Source organism: Paenarthrobacter sp. NPDC058040, assembly GCF_042885775.1.
GTDB lineage: Bacteria > Actinomycetota > Actinomycetes > Actinomycetales > Micrococcaceae > Arthrobacter.
Genome location: NZ_JBHVRN010000013.1, coordinates 100,957 through 127,401 on the forward strand (window position 1 = coordinate 100,957; position 26,445 = coordinate 127,401).

Consider the following 26,445-nt stretch of genomic DNA (forward strand, 5'->3'; position numbering starts at 1 on the left):
TATCGCCATGCAGAGAATCCTTGTCACCGGCGGGGCCGGATTCATCGGATGCAACTTTGTCCACTACATCATGGAGCACGCCAGCTTCCATGTCACTGTGCTGGACAAATTGACGTATGCGGGCAACCAGGAATCACTGTCCGGCCTGCCACCGGAAAGATTCGAGTTCATCCGCGGGGATATTTGTGATGCCGTGTTGGTGGACCGTCTGACGGCCGATGTGGATGCCGTGGTGCATTTCGCCGCGGAATCCCACAACGACAATTCCCTGCAGGACCCACGGCCTTTCGTGGACACCAACCTCTTGGGCACCTACACCCTCATAGAGGCGGCCCGCAAACACGGGACCCGCTTCCACCACATCTCCACCGATGAAGTTTATGGAGACCTCGCCCTGGATGAACCCACCCGATTCACCGAGGATTCCGTGTACCGGCCGACGAGTCCGTATTCAGCGACGAAAGCCGGTTCGGATTTGTTGGTGCGGGCTTGGGTCCGCTCTTTCGGGTTGCGGGCCACCATCAGCAATTGCTCGAACAATTACGGCCCGTACCAGCATGTGGAGAAGTTCATCCCGCGCCAGATCACCAACATCTTGGACGGCCACCGGCCACGTCTCTATGGAAACGGCTTGAACGTGCGTGACTGGATCCACGTGGAGGACCATTCCTCCGCAGTGGCGGCCATTCTGGAGCGCGGCCGCATTGGAGAAACCTACTTGATCGGCGCGGACGGGGAGCAGTCCAACCGCACCGTGGTGGAAAAGTTGCTCCACACCATGGGTCGAGCAACGCATGCCTATGACCTCGTGACCGACCGCCCGGGCCATGACCTGCGCTACGCCATCGACTCCACCAAGTTGCGCCGCGAACTCGGGTGGCGGCCACTATTCGAAGATTTCGACGCGGGGCTGGCGGCGACGGTGCGGTGGTACCAGGAGAATGAGGACTGGTGGCGGCCGCAAAAGGCCGAGACCGAAGTGAAGTACGCCGGGCAAGGACACTAGCCGATGGGGACCCCCACAGAGCTGACGTCCCGGTCCACACCGATCGGCGGTTTGCTGCTCTTCGACCTGCCGGTGCACGCAGACGGACGGGGCTGGTTCAAGGAGAATTGGAACCGCAGCACGATGGGCGCCCTCGGCCTGCCGGATTTCGGGCCCGTCCAGAACAACATTTCCTTCAATGCCAGGCGCGGCACCACACGCGGCATCCATGCCGAACCGTGGGACAAATTCATCTCCGTTGCTGCCGGCAAGATCTTCGGAGCGTGGGTGGACCTTAGGGATGGCCCCCAGTTCGGTACGGTGTTCTACGCCGAGATGACGCCCGGCCAGGCCGTTTTCGTCCCCCGGGGAGTGGGCAATGCCTTCCAGACCCTCGAGGACAACACGGCGTATACCTATTTGGTCAACGACCATTGGAGCGCGGAAGCGCAGGCCGAATACACGTTCCTGAATCTCGCCGATGCCACCGCGGCTATTCCGTGGCCGATCCACCTGGCCGAAGCCACCATGTCTCCCCAGGACCAGCAGCATCCACCCCTGGCGGCGGTGACACCGATGAAGGAGCGCAGGACCCTGGTGCTCGGCGCCAACGGCCAACTCGGCTCGGCCCTGCGGCGGCTTTTCGCGGGCGGGGAAACCGTGGACTTCTTCGACCGTGCGGGCTTTGACCTCACGGACCGCCGCTCTTTTGAGAGGACCGATTGGCGAAGGTACTCCACGGTCATCAACGCAGCGGCGTTCACGGCTGTGGATGCCGCGGAGACCCCCGAGGGCCGCGTCGCGGCCTGGACCGTCAACTCAGCAGCGGTGTCGCGCTTGGCGAGGACCGCCGTCGAACATTCACTCACGCTGGTGCATGTCTCCAGCGACTACGTGTTCGACGGCACCGCCGAGGTCCACAGCGAAATGGAGCAGCCCAGTCCCCTGGGCGTCTACGGGCAAAGCAAAGCAGCAGGCGACGCGGCGGTGGCCGTGGTGCCGAAGCACTACATCATCCGAAGCAGTTGGGTTGTGGGTGATGGAAAGAACTTCGTGCGCACCATGGCGTCCCTCGCCGCCCGCGGGGCGGCACCTTCTGTGGTGGACGACCAGTGGGGGCGGCTGAGCTTCGCCGGGGACATCGCAGCGGCGATCAAGCACTTGCTCGGCACCAGCGCCCCCTACGGAACCTACAACGTCAGCAACGACGGCCCGGTGCAGTCCTGGGCGGACATTGCCCGGGACGTCTACCGGCTGAGGGGCGCGGATCCTGGCCAGGTGGCATCGGCGAGTACCGCCGACTATGCCAAACCCGGAAGCTCGCCCCGCCCACGGAGCAGCGTGCTTGACCTGGGAAAGATCAAAGCAACAGGATTCCTGCCGCCATCAGCCGACGTCCGGCTCAAGGAATACCTGCAGGGCCGCGAGCCCTAGCGGCGCCGGACAAAACGTCCTACAGTGGCCCTACGGCAACCTCGAACAGACGGGGCCGGGAGACAACTCAAATAACACAGGGCAGCACCCGCTTCCCGCGGCGATCCAAGGCAGTGCAGCGGCCTGGGATCGCCGGTCGATAGTCTGTGCCTTGAGTTGGTCCCGAGCGAGACCTTGAGTCTGGAGAGCCGATAATGCTGCAGCCAAAGACCTTTCCCGTCGGGGGCCTTTTCCACGACCTTGCCGGAAGGCTGGGTTCCCACAAGCCGGCAGCGGCAAGTGCTGCGCAGATCAAGCAGCTCAATCTCGGCGGCACTGAAGTTCAACTGATGGAGTTTCCTGAGGCCGTTCGCTTCATCACGGACCGTGCCGCGCGGCAGGGAACACCACCGCTGGGCGTTTGCTCGGCGAATCTGGACCATATCCGACACTTTGGGACGGGGGGCCGCTGGGCAGGAACAATGGACGGCCCTTCAGTTGAATGGCTGACCCTGATTGATGGTTCTCCCCTCGCCGCGGAGGCCGGACGCCTGACGGGCAGGCCGTGGCCGCGGCTGGCGGGAAGCGATCTTGTGGAACCGATCCTCGATGAAGCCGAGGCGCGGGGATTAAGAGTCGGCTTCCTTGGCGGCTCCGGGCATGCCCAGCAGTTGATCCGTGACCGGTTCGCCTTGGAGCGTCCGGGGCTGGCAATCGCAGGCTGGTGGTCGCCCGATCGGTCGGCAATCAGTGATCCAGCGGCATCAAGGCGGCTGGCCGGGGAGATGTCGGCCAGCAACACAGACATCCTCGTCGTGGGATTGGGCAAGCCTCGCCAGGAACTGTGGATCACGGAGTACGGCCACTTGACCGGCGCGAAGGTTTTGCTGGCGTTCGGCGCCGTGGTGGATTTCCTGGCCGGACACATCAAGCGGGCCCCAGCCTGGGTGGCCGGGCACGGCCTTGAATGGGCGTGGCGCCTGATGCTTGAGCCACGCCGGCTCGCCCACCGCTACCTTGTGGATGGACCCGAGGCTTACGTCCACCTTCGGCGGGACAGCGGCCCTGCAGCACCACGCGTCAATTTTCGGAGCTTCGCTCCCCCCGTGGGTATTCAGGGGCATGCCGCCGGCAGCGCGCAGGGTACCTTCGCTTCGGTCGAGAACGATGCCGATCTGGCCGTCGTCGTGGTGACCTACGACAACGCCGATGATATTGGCCCGCTCATCGAAAGCCTCAGGGCCGAAACAGCGGAACAAACAATCAAGGTGGTGGTGGCTGACAATTCACCCAATGGCCACACCATGGCAGCCCTTTCAGCCCATCCCGATGTGATTGCCAGGCGGACGGGCGGAAATTTGGGATACGCCGGCGGAATCAATGTAGGAATCCGCGCCGCCGGCCCTGCGGATGCCCTCCTGATCCTGAACCCCGACCTGCGGGTGGAGAGGGGTGCCCTTGCCGCCATGCGGCGCCGCATGCAGGCTTCAGGCGCTGGAGCAGTGGTGCCGGTCCTCCTGGACGACGACGGCAGCGTCTACCCGTCCTTGCGGCGCGAACCAAGTGTCCTGCGAGCGCTGGGCGACGCGGCCATGGGGAGCCGGCTGCCCAGTCGGCCTGGGTGGTTGTCCGAGATGGACTTTGACGGGGAGGGCTACAAGTACGCGCACACCGTGGAGTGGGCAACCGGGGCTGCCCTGTTGGTTGATTCCCGCGTGGCGGAGGCTGTGGGTGACTGGGATGAGCAGTTCTTCCTGTATTCGGAGGAAACGGACTTTTGCCGGCGTATGCGGGGCTTGGGCTTTTCCATATGGTTTGAGCCGTCGGCCAAGATGTGGCATGAGCGTGGTGGGTCGGGATCGTCTGCCCAGTTGTCGGCTTTGATGTCGGTCAATCGTGTGCGGTATGCGGAGAAGCATCTTGGCCGGGCGCGTTCGGGGGCTTTCCGGCTGGCGGTCCTGGGATCGGAGCTTGTGCGACTGGGGAAGCGGGGGCATCGGGAGGCAGCTGTCGCGTTGCTGAGCCGGAAGCGGTGGGCGTCGTTGCCCCACGCCGGGACCTACCCGGTGTCCGCTGCGGAATTTCATCCTGTGGGTGCGGTGATTATTCCCGCGCACAACGAAGCTGCAGTGATTGGGCGAACCCTGGATTCGTTGCGGGAGGTACTGGGTTGGGGCACGGTGGAGGTGATAGTTGCCTGCAATGGGTGTTCGGACGGGACGGAGTCCATCGCCGCTGCCTATGACGGCGTGCGCGTCCTCCAGGTGGAGGCGGCATCGAAGGTGGCAGCCTTGAACGCCGCCGATGAGGCCGCCCACCTGTGGCCCCGGCTGTATCTGGATGCTGACATTGAGGTGACGGCGGAGGCCCTGGCTGCCGTGTTCGCAGCCCTCACGGACGGTCACCTCCTTGCCGGTCGTCCTGCCTACCGCTATGACACCGTGGGAGCGTCGTTCCTTGTCCGCGCCTACTACAGGGCCAGGGCAAGGATTCCCGGAAACTCGCAGGGCTTGTGGGGTGCGGGGGCGTATGCGCTGAGCAAGCCCGGACACGCCCGGCTGGGGACGTTTCCACCCCTGACAGGCGACGACTACTACGTTGATGGGCTGTTCGCGGCAGATGAGAAGGCAGTCCTGGACACTGAACCGGTGGTGGTTCGGACACCCCGTTCCCTGTCTGCCCTGATGTCCGTACTCCGCCGTACCTATCGGGGTAACGCCCAGCAGGACGAGGAGTCCGGTTCGGCTACGACCTCCAGGACGGTGCGCCAGCTGCTGGATTCGGTCCAGGGTCCCCTGTCGGCGTTTGACGCGTTGGTATACGCCGCCTTCGCAGGTGCGGGCCGCCGTCGTGCGGTGCGCCCGGCCGTTGCTTGGGAAAGGGACAACAGCAGCCGCTAGCTCAGTAGCCGCAGCTGGAGCCGCCCTCGATGCGGTACAGGTGGATGGTGTTGCCGTCGGCGAAGTTGTCCGTGAAAGTTCCGTCCGTGACGGGGATGGTCCGGTTTTCATCGATCACGACGGCGGTGCGGCCGCCGCAGGCGAGGCGAAAGATCGCCTGTCCCCCGTTTCCGGTGTTGGCACCGGTCAGGAGATGGACCTTTCCGCCGTACAGCTTGGCTGCCACATCCACGGGGCCGGTTGTGGTCACGGCGCCGTCGAGGAACGGGGCGTTGAGCATCGGGGCGAGTTGCTTGATTTGTTGGTTGACGGCGGTGACGGCGGGCCGGACGTCGCCTGGGCAGTCGCGGAGCACGTGCTGGGTGACGCAGTCCCCGCCGAAGCTGTGGTTGAAGTAGACGATTCCGCGGGCACCATGGATGAGGCTGCTCCATACGGCTGCGCGGATCTGCGGACCGGTGATGGTGGCAGCGGCGGGTGAATCCTCGAAAGGGTGTCCGACTTCGACGAAGGCCCATACGGGTTTGTTGCCACCCGTGAGTTTGCGGATGCGGTCCACTGTCCAGCCGTAGTTGGCGGCGAGGCGGCATTCATCGGTACTCAGGTCCCGGAGATAGCCGTTGATGGCGCCGCCTTCCGTTTTGGCGCAGATGTTGGGGTCGGTAAACCAGTAGTTGTCTGCGGAGACGAGGTCCTGGAATCCCTGGATGAAAGTTTGGGATTGTTCGTCGGACAGCCAGAACGTGACGCCCTTGCCGTAGTTGGCGTAGATCATGGCGCCTTGTGGCGCGGCGGCCCGCAGTTGGCTTTGGACTGTGTAGCCGCATTTGGCTTGTTCGGGAACGCAGATAGGCCCTTCACCAGGGTATTTGCCGCTCCAGGGGGCGTCGCCTCCTCCGGCCCACATGTCCACCTCGTCGCCGAGGGCAAATCCGGAGGCGCTACCGGCCGGGTAGGTGGGGATGGCGTACATTCCCGAGGACTTGATGAGCTCCATGTCGGAGTCCGGTGTGAGCACGACGTAGGTGTTGATTCCCGCGGCCAGGTCCTTGGCCAGGTAGTCCTTTTCCAGCGCACTTTCGAACCACACACCAACGGGGAAGTAGTTCGGCTCGGTGGGTAGCGGGTTGGTGAATTGTCCGTAGAAGTCCGGACCGCCGTCGATCATGCGCAGGGCGGTGCCGGCCGGGTGGGTGGGCTCCGGCGATGTGGCTGCGTACGGGAGGGGCGCTCCCCCGCTGACGGTTGCCGCCGTGATGAAGCACAACAGGGCCAAGCCTCCGAGTGTTGCCGCGGACCTGCCCTTCATTGGTTTCCCCGAGTTCCCATTGACTAGTGGGGTGTGGGTTCAAGGGCAGCATCGGTGCGGGCCAGCCGCCACAGCGCTCCCGAGATTCCAAGCATGAAGAAGAGGACGCTGGCGGACATGCTGAAGGACAGCCCATCGAAGAAGGCGAAGGTCGCGGCGATCGCCGCCACGGAGGCGAGGACGGCTTGGGAGAGCTGCTGGGCTGAGGCATCGGTGGCGAGCTTCCTGGCCCGCCAGGCGGCCACGATCGCGCAGGCGATCAGGCCCACGAAGGCGGTCAGGCCCAGGACGCCAAGTTCCACGAGCGTGCCCAGGTATTGGTTGTCCACGATCACATAGTCGGGAAGGAAGGTGCCGAAGCCGCGGCCGACGATCGGGTCGTTGGCCAGCATTCCGAAAGCAGTGCCGTAGGCGCTGGTGCGGGAACTGATGCTTGGGTCGGCCGTGCCTACGGTGAAGAGTCCACGAAGGGTCCCCAGCATCCCGGGAGTGAGTACGTACATGGCGCCGGCCAGGACGACGGCCAGGAGCACTGCCCGGCGTCGTATCTTCCTGGGCCAGGACGGAACCAGTGCGACCACGGCGATGGCGAAGGCTGTGAGGGCCGACCTGGAGACGGAGAGGACGGCGGCGGCTGAGATGATCGCGGCCGGCAGCCATCTCAGGAGCCACCCCCGGTGCCTGTCGGTCACGGCGAAGGCGATCGCGACGGGGAGGGAGGCGACAAGGACGACGCCGTATTCCAGGGGGTGGCTTGCCATCCCGGCCGCCCGAACGAATCCGCCCCTGGACTGGACGCCGGAGAGTTCGGAGGCGGCGCTGAATCCGGGGAAGCTGATCCAGTCCACCAACGATTGGCCGGTGGCGAACTGAAGGAGTCCCAGGAGCGCTGTTCCCGTTCCAACCAGGACAAGTGCACGCAGGACCTTCATGAGGGTCCGCCGGCTGGCCAGGCCGTCGTTGATCAGCAGGAAGATGCCGGCCCAACTCGTGAGGCGGATAATGCCGCTGTCCGCGGGGCTGGCCTCGGGTTCAGGGACGCCGTGGAGCATGGCCAGCGCGTAACTGGCCAATGCTATGGCGAGGAAGACCGCCATGGCGTTGCGGACCATTTGCGTTCCTGCGCGGCTTGGAGTGGTGCGCTGTAATTGGTACAGCAGCCACCAGGCGAAGGCGAGGAGTCCACAGAGGGTGCTCGGCCTGCCCACCGACCCCAGGGCAGTAAGGGTCAGATTGGACGGTATGGCGCAGGCGAGGAGCAGGTAGACGATGACGAACGATGAGACGTCCCTGCGCTCGGCCGGTTCGAGGGGCGTGGGGGCCGGAACCAGTTTGTTCCTCTCAGACCCGGGACTTTTCACCGGATACCTCCCTCGGTTGGGTCCGCAGCCGGCGGCGGCGGACCATCCAGCGGTCTACGTAGATCGTGGCCACCGATGTGACCGACAGGCAGAGCGCTTCCAGCACCGCGGCACCTTTGAGCCGGGTAACCGGGGTCCCGCCTCCGAACACCACCTCGGACTTGGATGGTGTGGTCTGGGTGGAAATCAAGTCTCCCCTGACCGCAGCCTCGGCCTGGAGCTGGACCGTGGCATTGTTGATCCGGTCCAGGATGTTGGCCAGCACTTCGTTCACCTTCTCCGCGCTCGAATCGACAACCTGCACTTTGAGGACCGGTTGGCTGAAGGTCTTGTTCCACTGGCCGCCATTGTTGGGCAGCGTGACGGAGAAGCCCTGCTGGACCCCTGCGCCATAGAGGGTTCCGCTCGTCAGCACCAGGTCCACCGCAGGCGTCTCCTGGTTGACGCGGCGCTTGACCATGTCTGCGAACTCCACCAACGTCATGGCGCTGCCTCCTGAGATCCAGTAGGCAGGTTCCCGTTCGGGGGCCAGGAACGTGACGTCTGCCTCGGTCCAGAAGACGGGCTCGGAAGACCTGATGGCACCCAGCGCAGCCAGGCCAAGAACCAGGCCTATGGCCACCACGTACCAGCGGCGCAGGAGGATCCCGAGGAAAGTAGCCGCAGTCATGGCTAACTTGGTCCGGAGGACAGGGGCAGGACACCGTCGCTTTCAGCTTCAGTGGCCGCCCGGCTCTTGGACGTGTGCCGGTTGCGGGACCGGGGCGGCGCGGCGGCCAATTGGTCCACCGTGATTTCCTGTTCCGCCGCCTGCTTGCGGCGCTGCCGGGTGAGGAGCAGTCCATCGAGGAGGACAGCAATCACGAGGGTCATGGCTACGCCGCCTGCGCCGGCCACGAGGACGAGCTGCGTGCGGGCTTTGACTTCCGGTACCGCCTGGCGGTCCACCAGCAGGTTCATGGTGGTGATCCGTGCCGGGACGGCCACGTTCAGGGCTTCCTGCATTTCGTTGAGGGACCGTGGGGTCTCTTCCATGACGGCCTTGAGCAGGGACATGGTCTGTTCGGGCGAGTCCGCGTTCGCCGTGATGACCAGGATGGCACCATTGGTACCGCGGTCCGGCTCTGCCGTGTAGGTGGCCGTGCCGAAATTCGCCAGGACCCTTTCCCTGACCGGTTGGGAGGACAGCTTGCGGATCAGGATGTCCAGGGCCTCGCTCATGCCTCCCAGGTACAGGTAGGGGTTTCCCGCCGCACCGATGCTTTGGCTTGAGGGCATCAGGACAAGGCTGGCCTGGGCTTTGAACTTGTCCGGGGCGTTCATTTGGATGGCCGCGCACAGCAGGCCCGTGACCAGGATGCCCGCAACGAGCACATACCACCGCCGGACAACGCTCGCTAAGACGGTACGAAATTGCATCATTTGCTCCCAACATGACGGGGACCGCTTGTGCTGCCCGGCTCCGTGGTTTGCTGCTCGCCCACAAGGGAAAGCAGTTGTTCTGCCCTGACATTCCACGTGTGCGCAAAGGCCGAATCCTGGATCGCCAGCCGCCGCCCAGGGCCGGGCGGGTGCGCGATCATGGAACGCACAAGATCCACGAACTCCCCTGGTGTCCCGGCGATTGAAACGAACGGACCCCCTACCCAGCGTGTGGCGGGAAGGTCCGTCGCTACCACCGGAAGGCCGGAGGAGAGATACTCGAGGGTCTTCAAGGGAAAACTTGACGTGTTGAACTCCGAAACGCGGTACGGGGTCAGGCCCACAGCAACTGTTTGGAGGATGCGGGCCACTTCGCCGGGTGCCACTTCGCCGCGCCAATCAACCGACGGCAGTGCCAGGAATCCGTCCAGGAAGCGGGTCATTGCCGGATCGCGCTCGGCACGGGGCCCGACTACCACCAGGGGCACTCCCGAGTTGCCCAGTCCAGCGAGGATATCCGTGTCAAGCCGTTCATTCAGCTGCCCCACCAGTGCGGCAACGTGGTGCACCGCAAGAGCCGGGTGCACCGGCCGCGGGGTCCTGCAGCCATTGGGCAGAACCTCCACCGTGCGCCCCGCGAGCGCCGTCATCTTTTGCGCCAGGCCCGGCGAGACTGCGGTGATCACGTCTGCCAGCGCGCAGTTCACTTCCAGCACGCGTTCCACGTGGCGACGTGACAAACCAAGGAGGTCCGAAGCCGCCAACCAATCGTCGGTGAGATGAAGCAGCCGGGGAGCCCTGACGCTTGGAGGGAACGGCACCACCGGCGATGCATTGACGACGGCGGCAACGCGCACCTTCTGCGCGGCGGACGCGACTGCTTTCCTTGCCAGCGATTCCGTGGTGCGCCGGACCAGAGGGCGGCTGAAGCCAGGAAGCGCAGGAAGCCGGAGCCTGCTGATCGACGGCGAAACGGCTTCGGGGAACCCGTTGAGGCTCCGCAACGCGTCGCGCCGGACGTCAGCGTGCCGGTGGATGGAGACAGGCTGGTCCACCCACAAGACGTCCATCGTGGAGGACAGCGCCTCGGCCAACAGCCGGTCCGTGCCCTGAACGCCGTCCCAGCGTCCTCCCGAGATGTACATGATGGTCCGTTTCACGGCCGCACCTCCGCAGGGACCGGAGCCGGCAACGACGCGACAGGGCGGGCATTGAAATCATCCAGGGCTGCCTTGCCGCGGATCCTCAGCCATCGCCGGCGGGCAACGTAAGCGGAGTAGCGCGCCAGCGCGAAGGCTTCAGCCGGTGCGAGCGGGACCTGCCGTTTCCTGGAGGCTGCGACTTTCTTGTACAGGTCCAGTTGACGTTGCGCTGACACTGCCAAGGAGAACCGGTCCACAACCAAGCGCCGGCCGAAGGCCCCGAGCGCTTCCCGCAAAGCCTGGTCGTGCAGGAGGCGCGCCAGGATGGTCGCGAGCGCGCTGCTTCCGCCCGCTTTGCCGGACCCTGAGCCGTACCAGCCCTGCCACAGGAACGTCGGAAGCGATTCCGGGGTCAGAAGCTCCCAGAAGCCGCGTTCACCCTGGACCACCAACGGCTTGGCAAAGGACATCCCCCGCAAGGCGGAGCCCCCCATGCCCAAAACGACGTCGGCCGCGGCATACGCAGGCCGGGGATCCTCAAGTTCTCCCGTCAGGACCACCACGGTCCGTCCTGCTTCGGCATTGGTGCGCCGCGCGCGTTCACGGATTATTGCCTCGGCGGGACCGGATCCCACAATCACCAAGCGCACGGCCTTTTCGCTGGTCAAGGACTTCACGGCATCCAGCGCCGCCAGAATCCCCTCCAGCTTCAGCTCATGGGACAGCCGCGAAACACACACAATATCCATGGCACCCGGCGCGAGGCCCCACTGTTCCCTGAAACCGAGCGCATCGGATCCTGCGTCCGGACTGTTGGCAGCGGTGTCGACGGGAGGTTCCATCAGGTGGACCATGGTCCGCCCGGCCTTCTCCTCGCAGCGGCGGATTTGTTCAGTTCCCACCATGAGGGGCATGGAATGCGGAATAAAGGGTGCCACGGCCATGGACATGACCGTCGCCACGGCGTCGGAACCACGTGCCACCTTGCTGGCGACGAGGCATTCCAACGCCGGGGGCCACTCGTAGCCATGGATGATGTCCACGCCGCGCTCGCGGACCAGGCGTACCAACGCGCGGATCACTGCCGGTGAGGGACGCTTCCCTGGAATCGGCGCTTCGACATACTCGAGGCCAAGTTCCAGGGCCCTGCGCGTCAACGGGCCCGGTTGGCCGAAGAGAATCACTTCGTGTCCCAGGCTTTGGACGGCAGCACCCAACTCGATGGCGTTCAACTGGCTCCCGCCAAGGCCCAGGTCATGCGGGTAGACAACGATCTTCACGTGGCCACCTCCTCGCGGCCGCGGCCCCAGCGCCGGATATCGGCGACGTCGGACCGCCTCAGCGCGAGCGTGGCGCCCACTGCCACAAGACCGATGCCCGTGGAGGCCAGAACGGCTGGCAACGGCGAGTGCAGCGCCTGCGACACCAGCCAGGATGCACACCCGGTTGCGGCCGCGGATGCCAGTGGTACCGCCACGCGACCGAAGACATCGCGCAGCCCAACGTTGGCCCGTTGCAGCGTCCTGAGGTACATGGGAGTTGTTACCAGCAGCGCGACCCCCACCGGGGCCATGGCCAGCCCGGGCATACCCCCGAGTGCTGCCCCGGCGATAAGTCCGGGAACCAAGACAACCAAGGCAACCAGTTGCACGCTGAAGATGGACATCGACAAGCCAAGGACCACCAGGTAGTCATAGAGCAGTTCGTGGAGGATGCGCAATGCCGTCAATGGCGCGAGCCACACCAGGGCCAGGCCCGCCAAAGACCATGCATCCCCGTACACCAGCGTCACCAGGGCCACGGCGCAGCCCATCATCACGGCGCACACAGGAAGCAGCACCGCTGATAGCGCACCCAGCAAGGACAGCAGCGCTGCGCGCATGTCTTCCGGTTTGTCCTGCAGCCGGGCAAACATGGCCGGGGCGACGCTCCGCAATGGCTGTGACAGGAGCGCAGCGGGCCATCCGGCCATGTTGAACGCCATGACGTAGAGGCCAAGCGTCACAGGACCGAGCATCTTGCCGGCCAGCAACTGGTCCACGTAGCCAACGCTGAACACCACAAGGCTCGCCCCGGCCAACGGCAACCCGAAGGACAACAGTTGACGGGCCAATGTGAGGGAAAAGCCGAACCTGTACGGCAGTGGCGAAAAGACCACGAAAAGCACGGCAGACACCACGCTCGCCGCGACCCTGCCGACAGCAAGGCTCATGGCCCCCATGCCGGCGATAACCAACACCAGCGAAACACCGGCCCCCAGCCAAACGTTCACCTGGTCGATGGCCATGCGCTGCCCTTGCCGGAAATTCCTCTGCAAGAGGGCCGCGGGGGTCGCCACGAGGCCGTTGAAGACGATGCAGGTGGCCAGAAGCCTCACAACGTCGGTAGCGGCCTCGTTGCCCATCGCGGCAGCAAAGAAGGGCGCTCCGGCGTACGATGCAGCGAAAAGAAGCACGCTGCAGGCCGTGGAAATCGTGGTTACGGTCGCGGCAATATGCTTCGGGTCCCCCGGCCACCGGACAATGGCCAGGCTCACCCCCAATTCGTTGAAGCTCAGCACGGCGATCAGCGCTACGAACGCCACCGCATACGTGCCGAACTCTTCCGGTCCCAGCAAACGGGCGAGGGCAATGCCAATCCCAATCGTCCCCAGGCGTGTGACGAACGCATTGATGACGCTCAGCACGAACGCCCGGGAAGGCGTCGGCCGGCGTCGGGTCGCCACTTGCTTCTGGAGTGTCACAAGATCCCCTCCAACGCGGGCAGGCTTCCGCGCCGGATGATCCGGGCAGGGACACCCGCCCAGGTCTCGTCCTCGGGGACGTCACTCAGGACCGCGGCCCCCATGCCGATCGTCGCGCCCGCACCGACGGAACGGCGCTCGCGGACGCTCGCGTTCATGCCGATGTACGCCGACCTGCCAATGTGGACGCTGCCCCCCAAGGAGACACCAGCGGCAAAGGTTGCGAAATCGCTGACCACATCATCGTGCGTAAACGTCACCCCTGGCATGGCCACCACATGGCTGCCAAGCGTCACGGCAGCCGTCATGCTCACATGAGCAAGGATGATACTGCCCGGGCCGATGCGGCACCCTTCAGGGACGTGGACCGAAGGGTCGATGGCCGTGGCATACCGGTCCTCTGCCAATCCGAGGGACCGGAGCCTCATCACCACGCTTTCCCTTCCGCTGCCCGAGCCAATGCAGACCAGCAGCATCGCATGCGGGAACTTCAAGGCATCCCGGATGGGGCCAAGCACGTGGGCTCCATCCACCACGCGCCCGAGCTTGTCCTCGTCGTCGTCGAGAATGCCGATGACGTCGAACGGCCCGCTGCTGCGGACCATGGCCAGGACCTCCCGGGCCAGGCCGCTCGCGGCGATCAGGAGCAGCTCGCTCATCGTCCCCGCCCTGCCGCCCGAAGCACTGAATCGATGACGCGGACCTGGTCGGCCAACGTGAGCTGGTGGTAAAGGGGCAGGATCAGTGTGTGGTCCGTGAGCCATTCGGTGGCGTCCAGCGCCGCACGGCCGGTGTCCCTGGCCGCATAAGCCGGCTGGCGGTGCGCGGCCATGATGCCGCGCCGGGCCGAGATTCCGTCCTCGGCGAGGCGGATCATCAGCCGGTCACGGTCCAGGGGGAAGGCGTCGCCGATCTCCAACCAGCACGACTGGTAATTGCCCGCACCGTACACGGGATCGTCAACGAGCCGCAGTCCTTCGACGCCGGCGAACGCCTCCGCGTAATTGGCAGCAAGTTCACGACGGCGGCGCACGGCTTGGGCGAGCCGGCCCAGTTGGACGAGTCCGACGGCGGCCTGAAGGTCGGTCATGCGGTAGTTGAACCCCACCTCGAGGTACTCCTCCGCGGGAGCAAGGATGCTGGCATGCCGGTCGGCGGCAGAGACGCTCATCGCGTGTTCCCGGAGCCTGCGGGCACGGTCGCCAAAGTCCTGCCTGGGTGTCGAGAGCATCCCGCCCTCCCCCGTGGTGAGGATCTTGCGGGGGTGGAAAGACCACGCGGCCACCTCGGCGCCGAAGCCCACCGGCCGCCCTCGGTACCGCGATCCAATGGCGCACGCCGCATCTTCGACCACAACAATGCCCAGGGGGTCACACAGAGCACGAATGGGGTCCAGGTCCACAGGGATTCCCCCTTGGTCCACTGCAATGACGGCACGGGTCCGCGGCGTGAGTGCAGCAGCTACGGTTTCAGCCGTCACGCACCCGGTGACCCGGTCGACGTCGGCAAACACCGGCCGGGCGCCCACGTACGATGGAGCGTTGGCGGTGGCGATGAAGGACAACGATGGAACCACCACATCATCGCCCGGACCAACACCGGCAACGGCAAGGGCCAGGTGCAGCGCCGAGGTGCAACTGGAGACGGCAACGGCATAGGCTGTCTGTTGCTCCCGCGCGAACGCCTCCTCGAATTGGCGGACCTTGGGTCCTTGGGCTACCCATCCGGATGCGATGACCTCTGCGACCGCCTGGGCCTCTTCGGCGCCAAGCCACGGTTTCATGACGTCGATGCGCGCCAGTGAGGTCTCCGACGTGGTCATCGTGCACCTACTGCCGGTGATTCCGACCGGGAGGCGAGCCTGGCGGCGGCGATTTCCTCCCGAAGGGGCCGCCACCAATCGACGAGTGACCGCAGTCCGTCCTCAAGCCCGACGGCAGCTTCGAAACCCAGGTCCCGCCGGGCAAGGGTGGTGTCAGCGAGGCGGCGGACCACGCCGTTCACTGCCCGTTCCGGTCCGTGTTCCAGGTGCAACGGCGAATTCATGACGTGCAGCAGGGTGCGTGCGAGTTCAGCCAGGCTGGTCTCACTGCCGCTGGCTACGTTGTAGACGCCCTCGTTCACGGTGCTTGCGGCAGCCAGGACATTGGCCCGAGCGACGTCGGCCGTGTGCACGAAGTCCATGGTCTGCTCGCCACTGCCGAAGATCAGGGGAGGCAGTCCATCGACGATCCTTTCCATCCACCGGACCAGCACTTCGGTGTAGAGGCCGTGGACGTCCATGCGGGGTCCGTAGACGTTGAAGTACCGCAGCAGGACGTAATCCAGGCCGGACATGGCCCTGAAGCTCCTGGCCATGCCTTCGTTGAACGACTTGGCCGCGCCGTAGAACGTGTCGTTGTTGTGGTGGTGGTGCCGTTCCGTCGTGGGGAAATCCTCGGCCATCCCGTACACGGAGGCGCTGGAAGCCGCGATCAGCTTGGTGACGTTGTGCTCGACCGCGGCTTCAAGAACGTTGAACGTACCGTCCACCAGTACTTCCAGGGCGAGCCGTGGTTCCTCCGCGCACTGTGTGATGCGGATTGCCGCCTGGTGGAAGACCAGGTCCTTTCCTGCTGTCAGGTCGTGGACCAGGTCGCGCTCGCGGATGTCCCCTTCGACCAGGCGGACACGTCCGGATGCCATGGCATCGTCCAGGTTGGCTTTGCGGCCCCGGACCAGATTGTCCAGGATGTCCACCTGGGCCACTCCGGCGTCGAGCAACTGGTCCACCAAGGTGGAGCCGATGGTGCCTGCACCGCCGGTGACCAGCACGGTGGCGCCGAAGAGGGCGTTCATTGCGCAACCTGGAGGGAAGCTCCGTTCCCGGCCACAACGGCGGACTGTCCATCGGTGCCGAGGCTCTGCGTGACAGCTTCCAGGACGGAAAGGACGCGCAGGCCGGACTCGCCGCTGGTTCGGGGAGTCGAACGGTTGCGGATGGAGGAGGCCAGTTCGGCGACTACCTGCGTCAGGGGCTCGCGCTCCTGCAGCGCCGGGGACCACGTATCGCCGAGGCGGTAGGAAATCGCGGTCGCTTTCTTGTCCGCGGCCGAGCGGGGCTGGTGTTCCAGGCTGACGCCGCGGTCGTAGACGCTCAGGCGCTGCTGGGGATTCAAGTCGTCCCACACCAGGGTCCGCTTGGAACCGCCGATGATCATTTGCCTGATCTTGGTGGGACTGAGCCAGTTCACGTGGATGTGTACCATGGCATCGTTCGGCAACCCGAAGGTGAGGTGGCCCACGCAGTCCCGCCCGGTACCCAGGGGATCTGCTCCGTGCGCGGAGATCTCCGTCGGGTGCAGTCCACCGGGGAGGATGAAATCGAGGATGGACAGATCGTGTGGGGCGAGGTCCCAGAACACGTTCACGTCCGGCTGGACCAGGCCAAGATTGATGCGCACGGAGTCGACGTACAGGATGTCGCCCAGCGCGCCGCTGCTGACCAGCTCCTGGATTTTCTGGACAGCCGGCGTAAAGCAGTAGGTGTGGTCCGCCATCAGGACCAAACCACGGGCTTTGGCCTCTTCAACCATCTCAAGTCCTTTGGCCCGACTGTCCGCGAGCGGCTTCTCCACCAGCACGTGCTTGCCTGCCCGCAGGGCCGTCATCACCACGCCGTGATGGGTGTGGGCCGGCGTCGCCACGGCGACAGCGTCGAGGTTGTAGGTGTCCAGCAGCTCATCGAGGGATTCGACGACGGCCACCCCACCCACCGTTTCGGCCAGGCGAAGGCCCCGTTCGACATCCAGGTCGCAGATGGCCACGAGTTCCCAATCCGGGCTCGCTTTCAGGTTCCGGGCGAGGTTGGGTCCCCAGTAGCCCGCCCCCACCACGGCGATCCGCAGTTTTGGCCGCAGCCCGTGGCCATTCAGTTGGCCTGATGGAATGGTTCCTATGCTCATTTTCCACTCGGATTCTGTGATGGTGACTCGGTTGAAGGGGTTCAGTAAGCTCCGGCGGGCCGTGTCATGGCCCGGAAGGTCCGCCACATGATGATGAGGTCCCCGGCGATGGACCAGTTCTCGACGTAATAGAGGTCCAGCCGTACCGCCTCGTCCCACGGCAGGTCGGACCGGCCATTGATTTGCCACAGGCCTGTGATGCCGGGCTTGATCAGGAGCCTTCGGTGGGTGTGCTGCTCGTATCCGTTCACTTCGCGCAGCAGGGGCGGACGGGGGCCAACCAGGCTCATGGTGCCCATCAGGACGTTCCAGAACTGTGGCAATTCGTCCAGGGAGTATTTCCGCATCCACCGGCCGCACTTGGTGATGCGCGGGTCGCCCTTGATTTTGAACAGCACGCCGGCTCCTTCGTCCTTGGTGCTGAGTTCTTCCAGCTTTGCCTCGGCGTCCATCACCATGGACCGGAACTTGAGCATCTGGAAGGTGGTTCCGCGCTTGCCGATCCGTTCCTGCTTGAACAGGACGGGGCCCGGGCTGTCGGACCTGACGATGAGGCCCAGGACCAGCAGTACAGGCGACAGAACCAGGAGTGCCGTTCCGGCAACGACAATGTCCATGGCCCGTTTGAGCGTGTGTTTGCCTCCGGAATAGTGGGGTATGTCAACGTGCATCAGCGGGAGGCCTTCCACCGGGCGCCAGTGGATGCGCGGACCGGCGACGTTGGTCAGCGTGGCCGCCAGGACCAGTTCTGCAGCGTCTTCCTCGAGCCGCCACCCCAACTCACGGATGAACTGGTTGCCGCCCGGAACCGGCCCGGCCACGATGACCGCGTTGGCCCTTGTTTGGCGGACAGTCCGGGCCACTCCATAGATGGAAGCGAGGACGGGAACCCGGCGCTCGTCCACCACGAGGGAGGCTCCCCGGCGTGCGCCCGGGAGGCAGGCACCCACGATGTGGTAAGGCGCTCCGGACCGCCGGTTGATTTGTTTGATCACGTACCTGACGTCTTCCGGCTCACCCACCACGATGGCCCTGGAAAGGCAAAGACCGCGCGCCTTCTGGCGGCCCAGCCAGCGCCGGAAACCCCAGCGGTTGAGGGTCAGTGCTGCCACTCCGAGCGGCAGTGAAACCAGGACAAAGGTGCTGACGGACTCGATTCTGAAGACCACCGCCGCAACACCCAGGAAGCCAAACACGCGCAGGCTGGCGGAGAGGACCCGCTTGTATTCCTCCGGGCCGACGCCCAGGACCTTGGAGTCCCGCGTGCGGTAAACCTCCAAGGCGCCCACCCACGCCAGCCCGATAACCAGGCCGAGGATGGTCTGCCTCGTGTATCCGCTTCCGGCCGGAGCCGCGGCGAGGCCGTCGGTGTTCAACAGGTACCCGGCAAAGACCGCAACCGCCACCAGGACTGTGTCAGAGAGCCGCAGGGCATTGGTGAGTAAACGGGTCCAGGAGGAACGTTCCGCGCGCTGTGGCACGGCGTGCGCACGGCGATGGGTGACTGGCGGCACGAGGTCCAGGGTGACATCCGTCCTCAGTGCCGCCAGTCCCGCCTTTTCAGTCCGTTGTGCAGCAACGGACTTGTCAATCCAGGGAGACGCCGGCGGATTGACGTGGGCAACAGCCGGTTGCAATTCGAATGCCGTGGGGGCATGGTTCGCACTCTTTGGTGCAGCCGCCTTGCCTTGGCGCACTACCGGAACTCGTACCATGTCAGCCTTCTTTTGCAGACCTGCCATTGCCTACAACCCAGTGAAGCTGTGGCCTGTGGAGGGCGCACCAGTAGTCGGTACTCAACTTTGCGCAGGTTTGCCCCTTGGGCATACTCGCGAGTACCTAGCTTCGCCGCTTGGGACTACGTGGCCGGGCCTGGGCCGCCTACGCGGAAATCCCCGTGAATCCGCAGCTGTCGCAGCACAAAACAGCCAAAAGACGGCACAAAAAACCGGCCACCCCAGTGGGTGGCCGGTTCAGCGGTTGGTTAGTCCTCCAGGCTTTCGAGGTCCTCGTCCAGGACCTCGTCCCCGTCCTCTTCATCCTCGTCGAACACTTGGAGGGGAGTAACCTCGGAATAGGCCTCGTACAGTGCGTCTTCGTAAACCTCGAACGCATCGGCGACGGCGAAGAAGGCCGCCTCGACGGTGGGATCACCCTCCCCGCGCCGGGCGGAGGCAGCGGCCAAATGCTCTTCGAAGGCAGCAGTCAGTGACTGAAGCGCGACACGCGGATCGATGCTCATGCCTTCACGTTAGCCCGAAAAGGACCAAAATGGAGAGGGATGAAGGAACAATTTCAAGGCGGCTCCGTTGAGCGCCAAAGAGACTATGCACGTCAGTACGAGTACCTCGTCCTGACGGTTGGACCTGAGGATTCACTTCCGGAGGCCCGCCGTCGGCTGGCCGAGCATTCCGAGTACGGCAAGTGGGAGTTGGAACGCAGCCGCCTCTACATGGGCGGGGGCAGACGGTTCTGGCTTCGCCGCAAGGTGTACTCCGTCCAGCGAACGGTGTAGTCCTTGGGTTAGCTTTCCAAGGGCCCCAGCCAGGCGTTTGCCACAGTATTGTGTGCGGATTCGTCGTTGGACGGGTGGTAAATGCCGGCCAGCACATCGCGGTAGAGCCGCTCAAGCTCCGAGCCCCGGAAGTAGCCCGCTCCCCCGGATACCCTGAGGGCCAGGTCAACCACGTAGCGGGCGTTTTCCGTCGCCCGGGATTTCAGGCCCACCAGCTTCGGGAACCATTGCGGCCCGTGATCCACCAGCCCGTCCACATCCCGTGCTGTCGCGGCGAGCTGTGGGTAGATACCGTCCAGCGCCATGGCGGCGTCGGCGATCTTCCAGCGGATATCGGGGTCCTGGGCAAAACTGCGTCCCCCGTATTTCGCCGAGACGCGGCGTTTCACATTCTCCACTCCCACGGCCAACGCGCGCTCCGCGAGCCCGGTGTAAACGGCGGCGAGCAGGGTTTCGAAGCAGGCAAATATCGCGAAGATCAACAGATCCCGGTTTGGCCCCACTGGCAGCTTCCGGAAGATGCGCTCAGGCGGCACCACGGCGCCCTCCAGCAAGGTGCTGTTGGACGCGCTGGCCCGCATGCCCAAGGTGTCCCAATCATCAAGGGTCTGGTGGCCGGGATCCTCGCGGCGCAGGAAACCGAACACCAATTCGCCGTCACCGTTGCGGGCAGCGGAGTCCTTGCCGAACGTACCCAGCCGGGTCCAGCCACGGGACAGGCTTGTGAAGATCTTCCGTCCGGTAAATCGGTAGCTTCCGTCCGGCAGCGGCTCGGCCACTGTCCCGGAATCGAACAGCATGGAATCGTTGCCGGCTTCCGAAATGCCGAAGGCAAAAACCTCACCCTGCCCGGCTTCCTTCAGAACAAAGGCCAGCGAGTCGTCGCCCCGGGCGTTCATCACCTGCGCGACGCCGGTCCACACCAGGTGCATGTTCACGCCCAGTGCCGTGGCCGGGGCCGCCGTGGCGAGCCTGCGCTGAAGCGCGGCTACCGCTTCGAGCCCAAGCCCCAGGCCGCCGTCGGACTCCGGAACAAAAGCCTTCAGGTAGCCGGCATCGGCGAGGTCCACGAGGTCTTCGTGGAAGAACGCATTGTCCCGGTCGTAGCCGGCTGCCCGTCCACGGATCCGCTCCAGCAATTCATCGGGCAGGATGTCCTCGGGAACCATCGCCGCAACCTTCCTAGTAGTTGGTGAGCAGCCTGTTGAGGACCCGGGCACCGAACTTCAGCGATTCGGCGGGAACGCGCTCGTCGACGCCATGGAACATCCCGGTGAAATCGAGCTCGTCCGGCAGCATGAGTGGAGCGAAGCCATAACCGGTGATGCCGATCTTGCTCAAGGATTTGTTGTCCGTACCGCCCGAGAGCGTGTAGGGGAGCACCTTGGCGCCGGGGTCCTCGGAATGCAGGGCGTCGATCATGGAGTCCACCAGGTTTCCGGCGAACGGGACTTCCAAGGAAACGTCCTTGTTCACGTAGCTGATGTCGATGCCTTCGCCGGCCAGCTCCTTGATGGTCTCAAAGACCAGCTCCTGCTGTCCGGGGAGGGTACGGCAGTCAACGAAGGCTTCGGCCGACTCGGGGATGACATTGTGCTTGTATCCCGACCGCAGCAGGGTGGGGTTTGAAGTGTTCTGCAGGGTGGCGCCCACGAAGCGGGCAACGGTCCCGAGTTCCTTGAGGAGGATGTCCGGGTTGCCGGCATCGAACTCGACGCCGGTCAGTTCCGTGACGCCGTCCAGGAACTGACGCGTGGTGGGCGTCAGTTCGATGGGCCACTTGTATTCGCCGATCCTCGTAACAGCAGCCGCCAAGCGGGTTACGGCGTTGTCCGTGTTGATTTGCGAGCCGTGGCCGGCGCGCCCATGGGCAACCAGGCGCAGCCAGGAGATGCCCTTTTCCGCGGTCTGCAGGAGATAGGTGCGCTGGCCGCCGATGTTGGCCGAAAAGCCCCCCACCTCGGAGATGGCTTCAGTTGCGCCGTCGAACAGTTCGCGTCGGTGCTCGACGGCGTACCGGGCCCCGTAGGTGCCGCCGGCTTCCTCGTCGGCAAAGAAGGCGAAGATAATGTCCCGCTTGGGCTTGCGGCCCGTCCTGGCAAAGTCACGCAGGACCGAAAGGATCATGGCGTCCATGTCCTTCATGTCCACCGCTCCACGGCCCCAGATGAGGCCGTCCTTCAATTCGCCGCTGAACGGGTCAACGCTCCACTGGTCCTTGAGGGCCGGGACCACGTCCAGGTGTCCGTGGACCACCAAGGCATCCTTCGAAGGGTCTTCTCCGGCCATGCGCGTGACCACGCTGGCACGGCCCGGTTCCGATTCGAAGATCTCCACGTCCAGGCCAACCTCGCTGATCAGGCCAGCGGTGTACTCAGCGGCCGCACGCTCCCCCGGCCCGGTGCCATCGCCGAAGTTGGACGAGTCAATGCGAATGAGCTCTTGGCAGATCCGGACTACTTCGTCCTCGGGACGGATGACAGACATGGAATTTCTCCTTGCGTGGCTGGGCTGCAGGTTCCGGTGACGCGCGGTGCGGATTCCGCCACCGTGGTGTCCCGTGTCCCCTCAGCCTACTCATCGAATGGACGCGGATGGAGACATTCGGCCGGCAGCCCACTCCGGCTTGGTCGGGGCATTTCAGCACCGAGGGTCCGATTTTTGTGTTCCCCCAAACCGTGTTAGAGTTTTTCTCGCTGCTTCGAAGGGAAGTGAAGTGCCGAACGGCGCAAAATCCCGCTTCGAAAACCACCTGCGCGGGTGGCGGAATGGCAGACGCGCTAGCTTGAGGTGCTAGTCCTCGAAAGGGGGTGGGGGTTCAAGTCCCCCTCCGCGCACCAACTCAAGGCCCGGAATCTTCGGATTCCGGGCCTTGTTTGTTTAACCCCCTATCGACGCATAACTACATGGTTGCGAGTTTGCTCACATTTGTTGCGGGCTCGTTCATCTGCCGAAATTGCCTTTTGCAGATTAACGACGACGGCGGCAGTCACCACTGGTGACTGCCGCCGTCGTCGTGCGCCAAGGTCTGCCTGCAGACCTAGCCCAGCACCGCAACGCTGCCGGTGAAATGCCGCCGGCCGCTGCGCGGATTCCAGGCAACATAGTCGGACCGCTCCCACGCGCCGGACGCGGCCTGCGTGGTGGAAATGTCCAAAGCCACCCGGGCAGGCAGGAACACCGGAGCCTCGAAGGCCACATCCCAGATGAACGCCTCGGCCTTCACGGCGCCTACGTCGGCCAGGGCCCTGGAAGCCAGGTACATGCCGTGGGCAATCGATCCCCGTAGGCCCAATGCTTTGGCCGAGAGAACGCTCAAGTGGATGGGATTGAAGTCCCCGGAAACCGCAGCGTAACTGCGTCCGGTATCCACCCCAAGCTGCCAGAGGGCCGTGGGGAAGGGCGGAGAAAAATCCTCCTTCGCGGCACCGTTGGAGTGCCCGGGCTTGTCGATTCCCGGCAAGAAGACGCCTTTGGCCAAGTACGTGGACACCCCCCTCCACATCACCGAACCCGACTGGTGGGAACGGACCTCCGCAACCACATCCACTTGCGTCCCTGCGCGATGACCGGCGAGGTTCTCAGCCCACGCCCTGATATCCAACGCTTGCGTGAACGCAATGGAGCTGTACTGCTCCACGTGGTTCCTGAGGTGGATCATCCCGAGCAGCGGCAAGGGAAAGTCGTCACGGTTCATGACGCTCATGGCCACCGGGAACGCCAAGGCATGGACGAACCCCGCAGGAAGGATGTCACTGGCTGTCTCGCCAAGGAAATGCTGGTAGGACGTGAGGTTCTCCACGTCCGCCTTCGCTCCCCTGACCTCATGGCTGACATCAGGGAGTTTTTTGTCCGGCGTGGTTCCCAGGACGCGCCGCCGCGCTGCCGTTGCAGCAGCATTGACGTAGAGCTTGGACAGCGACGGCAACTCGCCAAGGATAATGGGCTGGGCTTCGATCATGCGCCCACCAGTTGCTGACCGCAGACGCGAAGTACCTCCCCGGAAATGCCTCCGGCAGAGTCGCTTGCGAGGAAGGCAATGGCTTCCGCCACGTCCGTGGGCTGGCCGCCCTGTTTGAGGGAGTTAAGCCGGCGCGCCGCCTCCCTGATGGCCATGGGCATCCGGGCAGTCATCTCCGTTTCGATGAAACCCGGAGCTACGGCGTTGATGGTGCCGCCAAACGAAGCCATCAGGGGCGCCGTTGAACGCACCATGCCAATCACGCCGCCCTTGGAGGCTCCGTAGTTGGTTTGTCCGCGGTTGCCCGCGATTCCACTGGTTGAGGCCACGGAGACGATCCGGGGAGAGTCCTTGAAATGTTCCGATGCCAGGAGGGCCTCGTTGATCCGAAGTTGTGCCGCGATGTTCACCGCGATGACCGACTGCCAGCGACCCTGGTCCATGTTGGCCAGGAGACGGTCCCGGGTGATTCCCGCGTTGTGCACCACGATGTCCAGGTTGCCGTGGCGCTCCAGTGCGTGTTCGATGATCCGCTGCCCGGCATCGGCGCGGCTGATGTCCAGCTGCAACGCCGTGCCGCGCACTTGGTTGGCCACCTCAGCCAAATGGTCTCCGGCGGCGGGAATGTCCACGAGCACCACTTTCGCCCCATCCCGGTGCAAGGTACGGGCAATCGCGGCGCCGATACCCCGCGCGGCGCCGGTGACGACGGCAACCTTGCCGGCAAGCGGCTTGTCGGCGGCTGCCGGCAGGCGCCCCGCTGCCGACGACACCGAAATGAACTGACCGTCCACATAGGCCGAGCGGCCAGACAGGAAGAACCGGAGGGCTCCGAGGACGGACGGGCTGGTGGTGGCGAGATCTTCCGCGAGCAGGATCCCGTTCGCGGTGGCACCCGAACGCAGTTCCTTCGCCAACGAACGCAGCAGGCCGTCTATGCCCTGGCGCGCCGCGGCTGCTGCCGGAGAAGCCGTTCCCTGTGCCGCCCGGGACACCGTGATGACCCGGCCGTTGGACGCCAGTTCCCGCAGGGAAGCGCCCATTGTGAGGACCGGCTTCCCGAGATCCTCGGGGTGCTGCACGGAATCCAGCACCAGGACGATGGCACCGAGCTTCTCCTTGGGAAGGGCGTTCCGGCGTACGTCCAAGCCCCAGCCAAGGAGGGTGGTGGCAAGGTCATCGGCCCCGGCGCTGTCCCCATTGACCAGGACCGGCCCTGTAACGAGGGGCGCCCCGGGCTGGTAGCGGCGCAACACGACGGGCTGCGGCAGGCCGAGGCGCTTGGCCAGGTCCTTGCCCATTCCCTGGCTGACGAATTGCGTGTATTTGTCCGTCACTTGTCCCCCTACGCAGCTTCCAGGATTGCGACGACACCCTGGCCGCCCGCGGCACAGACGGAGATGAGTCCCCGGGCCGGGCGGCCGTCGACTGTGCCCTTCTCATGCAGCATTTTGGCCAGCGAAGCAACAATCCTGCCGCCGGTTGCCGCAAAGGGATGGCCTGCAGCGAGGGACGATCCGTTGACATTGAGCTTGGCCCGGTCCACTTTGCCCAGGGCTCCTTCCAGGCCCAGGCGGGTGCGGCCAAAGTCCTCGTCCTCCCAGGCCGCCAGGGTGCTGAGCACGGTCCCGGCGAAGGCCTCGTGGATTTCGAAGAAATCGATGTCTTCGAAGGTGAGTCCATGGCGGGCCAGGAGCCGTGGAACAGCGAATACGGGCGCCATGAGGAGTCCGTCCTTGCCGTGGACAAAGTCGACGGCGGCGGCTTCTCCATCCACCACGGTGGCCAGCTTGGGCAGGCCATGGTTGTCCGCCCACTCGTCACTGGCGAGGAGGACCGTGGAAGCACCATCGGTCAGCGGCGTCGAGTTGCCCGCGGTCATGGTGGCCTGGGACCCCAGGTTCTTGCCGAACACCGGTTTGAGTGCGGCGAGCTTCTCCAAGGAGGTGTCCGGGCGCAGGTTCGAGTCGCGGTTGAGGCCACGGTAGGGAGTGATGAGGTCGTCGAAGAAGCCGCGGTCGTAGGCGGCAGCCAGGTTGTGGTGGCTGTTGAATGCCAGTTCGTCCTGGGCTTCCCGGGAGATCTTCCACTGTGCCGTGGTCAGGGCCTGGTGTTCGCCCATGGACAGGCCAGTGCGGGGTTCGCCCGTGCTGGGTGCATCGGGAGCGAGGTCCTTCGGGCGGATCTTGCCCAGGATGCGCAACTTCTGCACGGGAGTCTTGGCACGGTTCAGGTCCAGGAGGATCTCGCGCAAACCTTCGCTGACCGCGATGGGTGCGTCGGATGCGGAGTCGACGCCCCCTGCGATGCCGGAATCGATCTGGCCCAACTTGATCTTGTTGGCCAGGCCGAGGACCGTCTCCAAGCCAGTGGCGCAGGCCTGCTGCAGGTCGTAGGCAGGGGTCTCCGGGGACAGTGCCGATCCCAGGACCGCCTCGCGGGTGAGGTTGAAGTCCCGGGAGTGTTTCAGGACCGCCCCGGCCGCGACCTCGCCGATTCTCTCGTCCTGCAGGCCAAACCGTGCGATCAGCCCATCCAATGCGGCAGTGAGCATGTCCTGGTTGGACGACTTCACGTAGGCCCCGCCCGTGCGGGCGAACGGGATCCGGTTTCCGCCCACAATCACCGCTGCCCGTACCTGCCCGGGTTCCCGGGCCGCACCCGTTGCCACGCCTGCTGAAGCCATCTTTGTCTCCTTCGGAAAAGTTGCCGGTTACTGATACCCAGCGTACCTGATACGCTGGGTATCG

At 64.6% G+C, this 26,445-nt stretch carries 22 protein-coding genes and 1 tRNA gene; 5 read left to right on the plus strand and 18 right to left on the minus strand.

Annotation, left to right across the window (positions count from 1 at the left end):
- The first annotated feature begins 7 nt into the window (after positions 1-7).
- The 3 genes from rfbB (at position 8) to ACFVSJ_RS18360 (ending at position 5,298) form a co-directional block, all read left to right on the plus strand.
- Complete coding sequence (gene rfbB / locus ACFVSJ_RS18350; protein ID WP_387438380.1) at positions 8-1,006, plus strand: dTDP-glucose 4,6-dehydratase; 999 nt, start codon at positions 8-10, stop codon at positions 1,004-1,006.
- Positions 1,007-1,009: 3 nt separating this feature from the next.
- Entirely contained in the window at positions 1,010-2,419 is a 1,410-nt protein-coding gene (locus ACFVSJ_RS18355; RefSeq protein WP_387438381.1) for a sugar nucleotide-binding protein, read from the plus strand.
- Between the two features lie 194 nt (positions 2,420-2,613).
- A complete protein-coding gene (locus tag ACFVSJ_RS18360; RefSeq protein WP_387438382.1) occupies positions 2,614-5,298 on the plus strand; it encodes a WecB/TagA/CpsF family glycosyltransferase in 2,685 nt (894 codons plus the stop codon).
- Between the two features lies 1 nt (position 5,299).
- On the opposite strand, the gene ACFVSJ_RS18365 is transcribed toward ACFVSJ_RS18360, so the two are convergent.
- The 13 genes from ACFVSJ_RS18365 to ACFVSJ_RS18425 form a co-directional block, all read right to left on the minus strand.
- Entirely contained in the window at positions 5,300-6,607 is a 1,308-nt protein-coding gene (locus ACFVSJ_RS18365) for a hypothetical protein (protein WP_387438383.1), read from the minus strand.
- 23 nt (positions 6,608-6,630) lie between these two features.
- Complete coding sequence (locus ACFVSJ_RS18370; protein ID WP_387438384.1) at positions 6,631-7,968, minus strand: O-antigen ligase family protein; 1,338 nt, start codon at positions 7,966-7,968, stop codon at positions 6,631-6,633.
- Positions 7,949-8,638 carry a hypothetical protein gene (locus tag ACFVSJ_RS18375; protein ID WP_387438385.1) on the minus strand — a complete coding sequence of 230 codons (690 nt, stop codon included), beginning with the start codon at positions 8,636-8,638 and terminating at the stop codon, positions 7,949-7,951. Before ACFVSJ_RS18375 ends, ACFVSJ_RS18370 begins: the two co-directional genes overlap by 20 nt.
- A 2-nt stretch (positions 8,639-8,640) precedes the next feature.
- Positions 8,641-9,387: a hypothetical protein gene (locus ACFVSJ_RS18380; protein ID WP_387438386.1), complete on the minus strand. Its 747-nt coding sequence runs from the start codon at positions 9,385-9,387 to the stop codon at positions 8,641-8,643.
- Positions 9,387-10,550, minus strand: coding sequence for a glycosyltransferase (locus tag ACFVSJ_RS18385; protein ID WP_387438387.1), 1,164 nt, complete (start codon positions 10,548-10,550; stop codon positions 9,387-9,389). Before ACFVSJ_RS18385 ends, ACFVSJ_RS18380 begins: the two co-directional genes overlap by 1 nt.
- Positions 10,547-11,812 carry a glycosyltransferase family 4 protein gene (locus ACFVSJ_RS18390; protein ID WP_387438388.1) on the minus strand — a complete coding sequence of 422 codons (1,266 nt, stop codon included), beginning with the start codon at positions 11,810-11,812 and terminating at the stop codon, positions 10,547-10,549. The genes ACFVSJ_RS18385 and ACFVSJ_RS18390 overlap by 4 nt, the downstream gene beginning before the upstream one ends.
- Entirely contained in the window at positions 11,809-13,275 is a 1,467-nt protein-coding gene (locus ACFVSJ_RS18395) for an oligosaccharide flippase family protein (protein WP_387438389.1), read from the minus strand. Before ACFVSJ_RS18395 ends, ACFVSJ_RS18390 begins: the two co-directional genes overlap by 4 nt.
- A complete protein-coding gene (locus ACFVSJ_RS18400; RefSeq protein ID WP_387438390.1) occupies positions 13,272-13,934 on the minus strand; it encodes an acetyltransferase in 663 nt (220 codons plus the stop codon). The genes ACFVSJ_RS18395 and ACFVSJ_RS18400 overlap by 4 nt, the downstream gene beginning before the upstream one ends.
- A complete protein-coding gene (locus ACFVSJ_RS18405; protein ID WP_387438391.1) occupies positions 13,931-15,097 on the minus strand; it encodes a DegT/DnrJ/EryC1/StrS family aminotransferase in 1,167 nt (388 codons plus the stop codon). Before ACFVSJ_RS18405 ends, ACFVSJ_RS18400 begins: the two co-directional genes overlap by 4 nt.
- Positions 15,094-16,113 (minus strand): NAD-dependent epimerase/dehydratase family protein, encoded by a 1,020-nt coding sequence (locus ACFVSJ_RS18410; protein ID WP_387438392.1) that lies wholly within the window; start codon positions 16,111-16,113, stop codon positions 15,094-15,096. Before ACFVSJ_RS18410 ends, ACFVSJ_RS18405 begins: the two co-directional genes overlap by 4 nt.
- Positions 16,110-17,219, minus strand: coding sequence for a Gfo/Idh/MocA family protein (locus ACFVSJ_RS18415; protein ID WP_387438393.1), 1,110 nt, complete (start codon positions 17,217-17,219; stop codon positions 16,110-16,112). The genes ACFVSJ_RS18410 and ACFVSJ_RS18415 overlap by 4 nt, the downstream gene beginning before the upstream one ends.
- Before the next feature lie 41 nt (positions 17,220-17,260).
- Positions 17,261-18,934, minus strand: coding sequence for a sugar transferase (locus tag ACFVSJ_RS18420; protein WP_387438394.1), 1,674 nt, complete (start codon positions 18,932-18,934; stop codon positions 17,261-17,263).
- Positions 18,935-19,203: 269 nt separating this feature from the next.
- Positions 19,204-19,461: a hypothetical protein gene (locus ACFVSJ_RS18425; RefSeq protein ID WP_387438395.1), complete on the minus strand. Its 258-nt coding sequence runs from the start codon at positions 19,459-19,461 to the stop codon at positions 19,204-19,206.
- 39 nt (positions 19,462-19,500) lie between these two features.
- Between ACFVSJ_RS18425 and ACFVSJ_RS18430 the strand changes: the two genes are divergently transcribed.
- Positions 19,501-19,734 (plus strand): DUF5703 family protein, encoded by a 234-nt coding sequence (locus ACFVSJ_RS18430; RefSeq protein ID WP_387438396.1) that lies wholly within the window; start codon positions 19,501-19,503, stop codon positions 19,732-19,734.
- Between the two features lie 8 nt (positions 19,735-19,742).
- Here the strand turns inward: ACFVSJ_RS18430 and ACFVSJ_RS18435 are convergent, their stop codons facing one another.
- Both ACFVSJ_RS18435 and ACFVSJ_RS18440 read right to left on the minus strand, forming a co-directional pair.
- A complete protein-coding gene (locus ACFVSJ_RS18435; protein ID WP_387438397.1) occupies positions 19,743-20,903 on the minus strand; it encodes an acyl-CoA dehydrogenase family protein in 1,161 nt (386 codons plus the stop codon).
- Positions 20,904-20,916: 13 nt separating this feature from the next.
- Positions 20,917-22,221: a M20/M25/M40 family metallo-hydrolase gene (locus ACFVSJ_RS18440; RefSeq protein WP_387438398.1), complete on the minus strand. Its 1,305-nt coding sequence runs from the start codon at positions 22,219-22,221 to the stop codon at positions 20,917-20,919.
- 267 nt (positions 22,222-22,488) lie between these two features.
- On the opposite strand from ACFVSJ_RS18440, the gene ACFVSJ_RS18445 reads away from it, so the two are divergent.
- Positions 22,489-22,574 (plus strand) — tRNA-Leu (locus ACFVSJ_RS18445).
- A 200-nt stretch (positions 22,575-22,774) separates the two neighbouring features.
- On the opposite strand, the gene ACFVSJ_RS18450 is transcribed toward ACFVSJ_RS18445, so the two are convergent.
- The 3 genes from ACFVSJ_RS18450 to ACFVSJ_RS18460 are packed head-to-tail and all read right to left on the minus strand — an operon-like array spanning position 22,775 to position 26,381.
- A complete protein-coding gene (locus ACFVSJ_RS18450) occupies positions 22,775-23,695 on the minus strand; it encodes a MaoC family dehydratase (protein WP_387438399.1) in 921 nt (306 codons plus the stop codon).
- A complete protein-coding gene (locus tag ACFVSJ_RS18455; protein ID WP_387438400.1) occupies positions 23,692-25,032 on the minus strand; it encodes a 3-oxoacyl-ACP reductase in 1,341 nt (446 codons plus the stop codon). The genes ACFVSJ_RS18450 and ACFVSJ_RS18455 overlap by 4 nt, the downstream gene beginning before the upstream one ends.
- 8 nt (positions 25,033-25,040) lie before the next feature.
- A complete protein-coding gene (locus tag ACFVSJ_RS18460) occupies positions 25,041-26,381 on the minus strand; it encodes an acetyl-CoA C-acetyltransferase (RefSeq protein WP_387438401.1) in 1,341 nt (446 codons plus the stop codon).
- Positions 26,382-26,445: the final 64 nt, after the last annotated feature.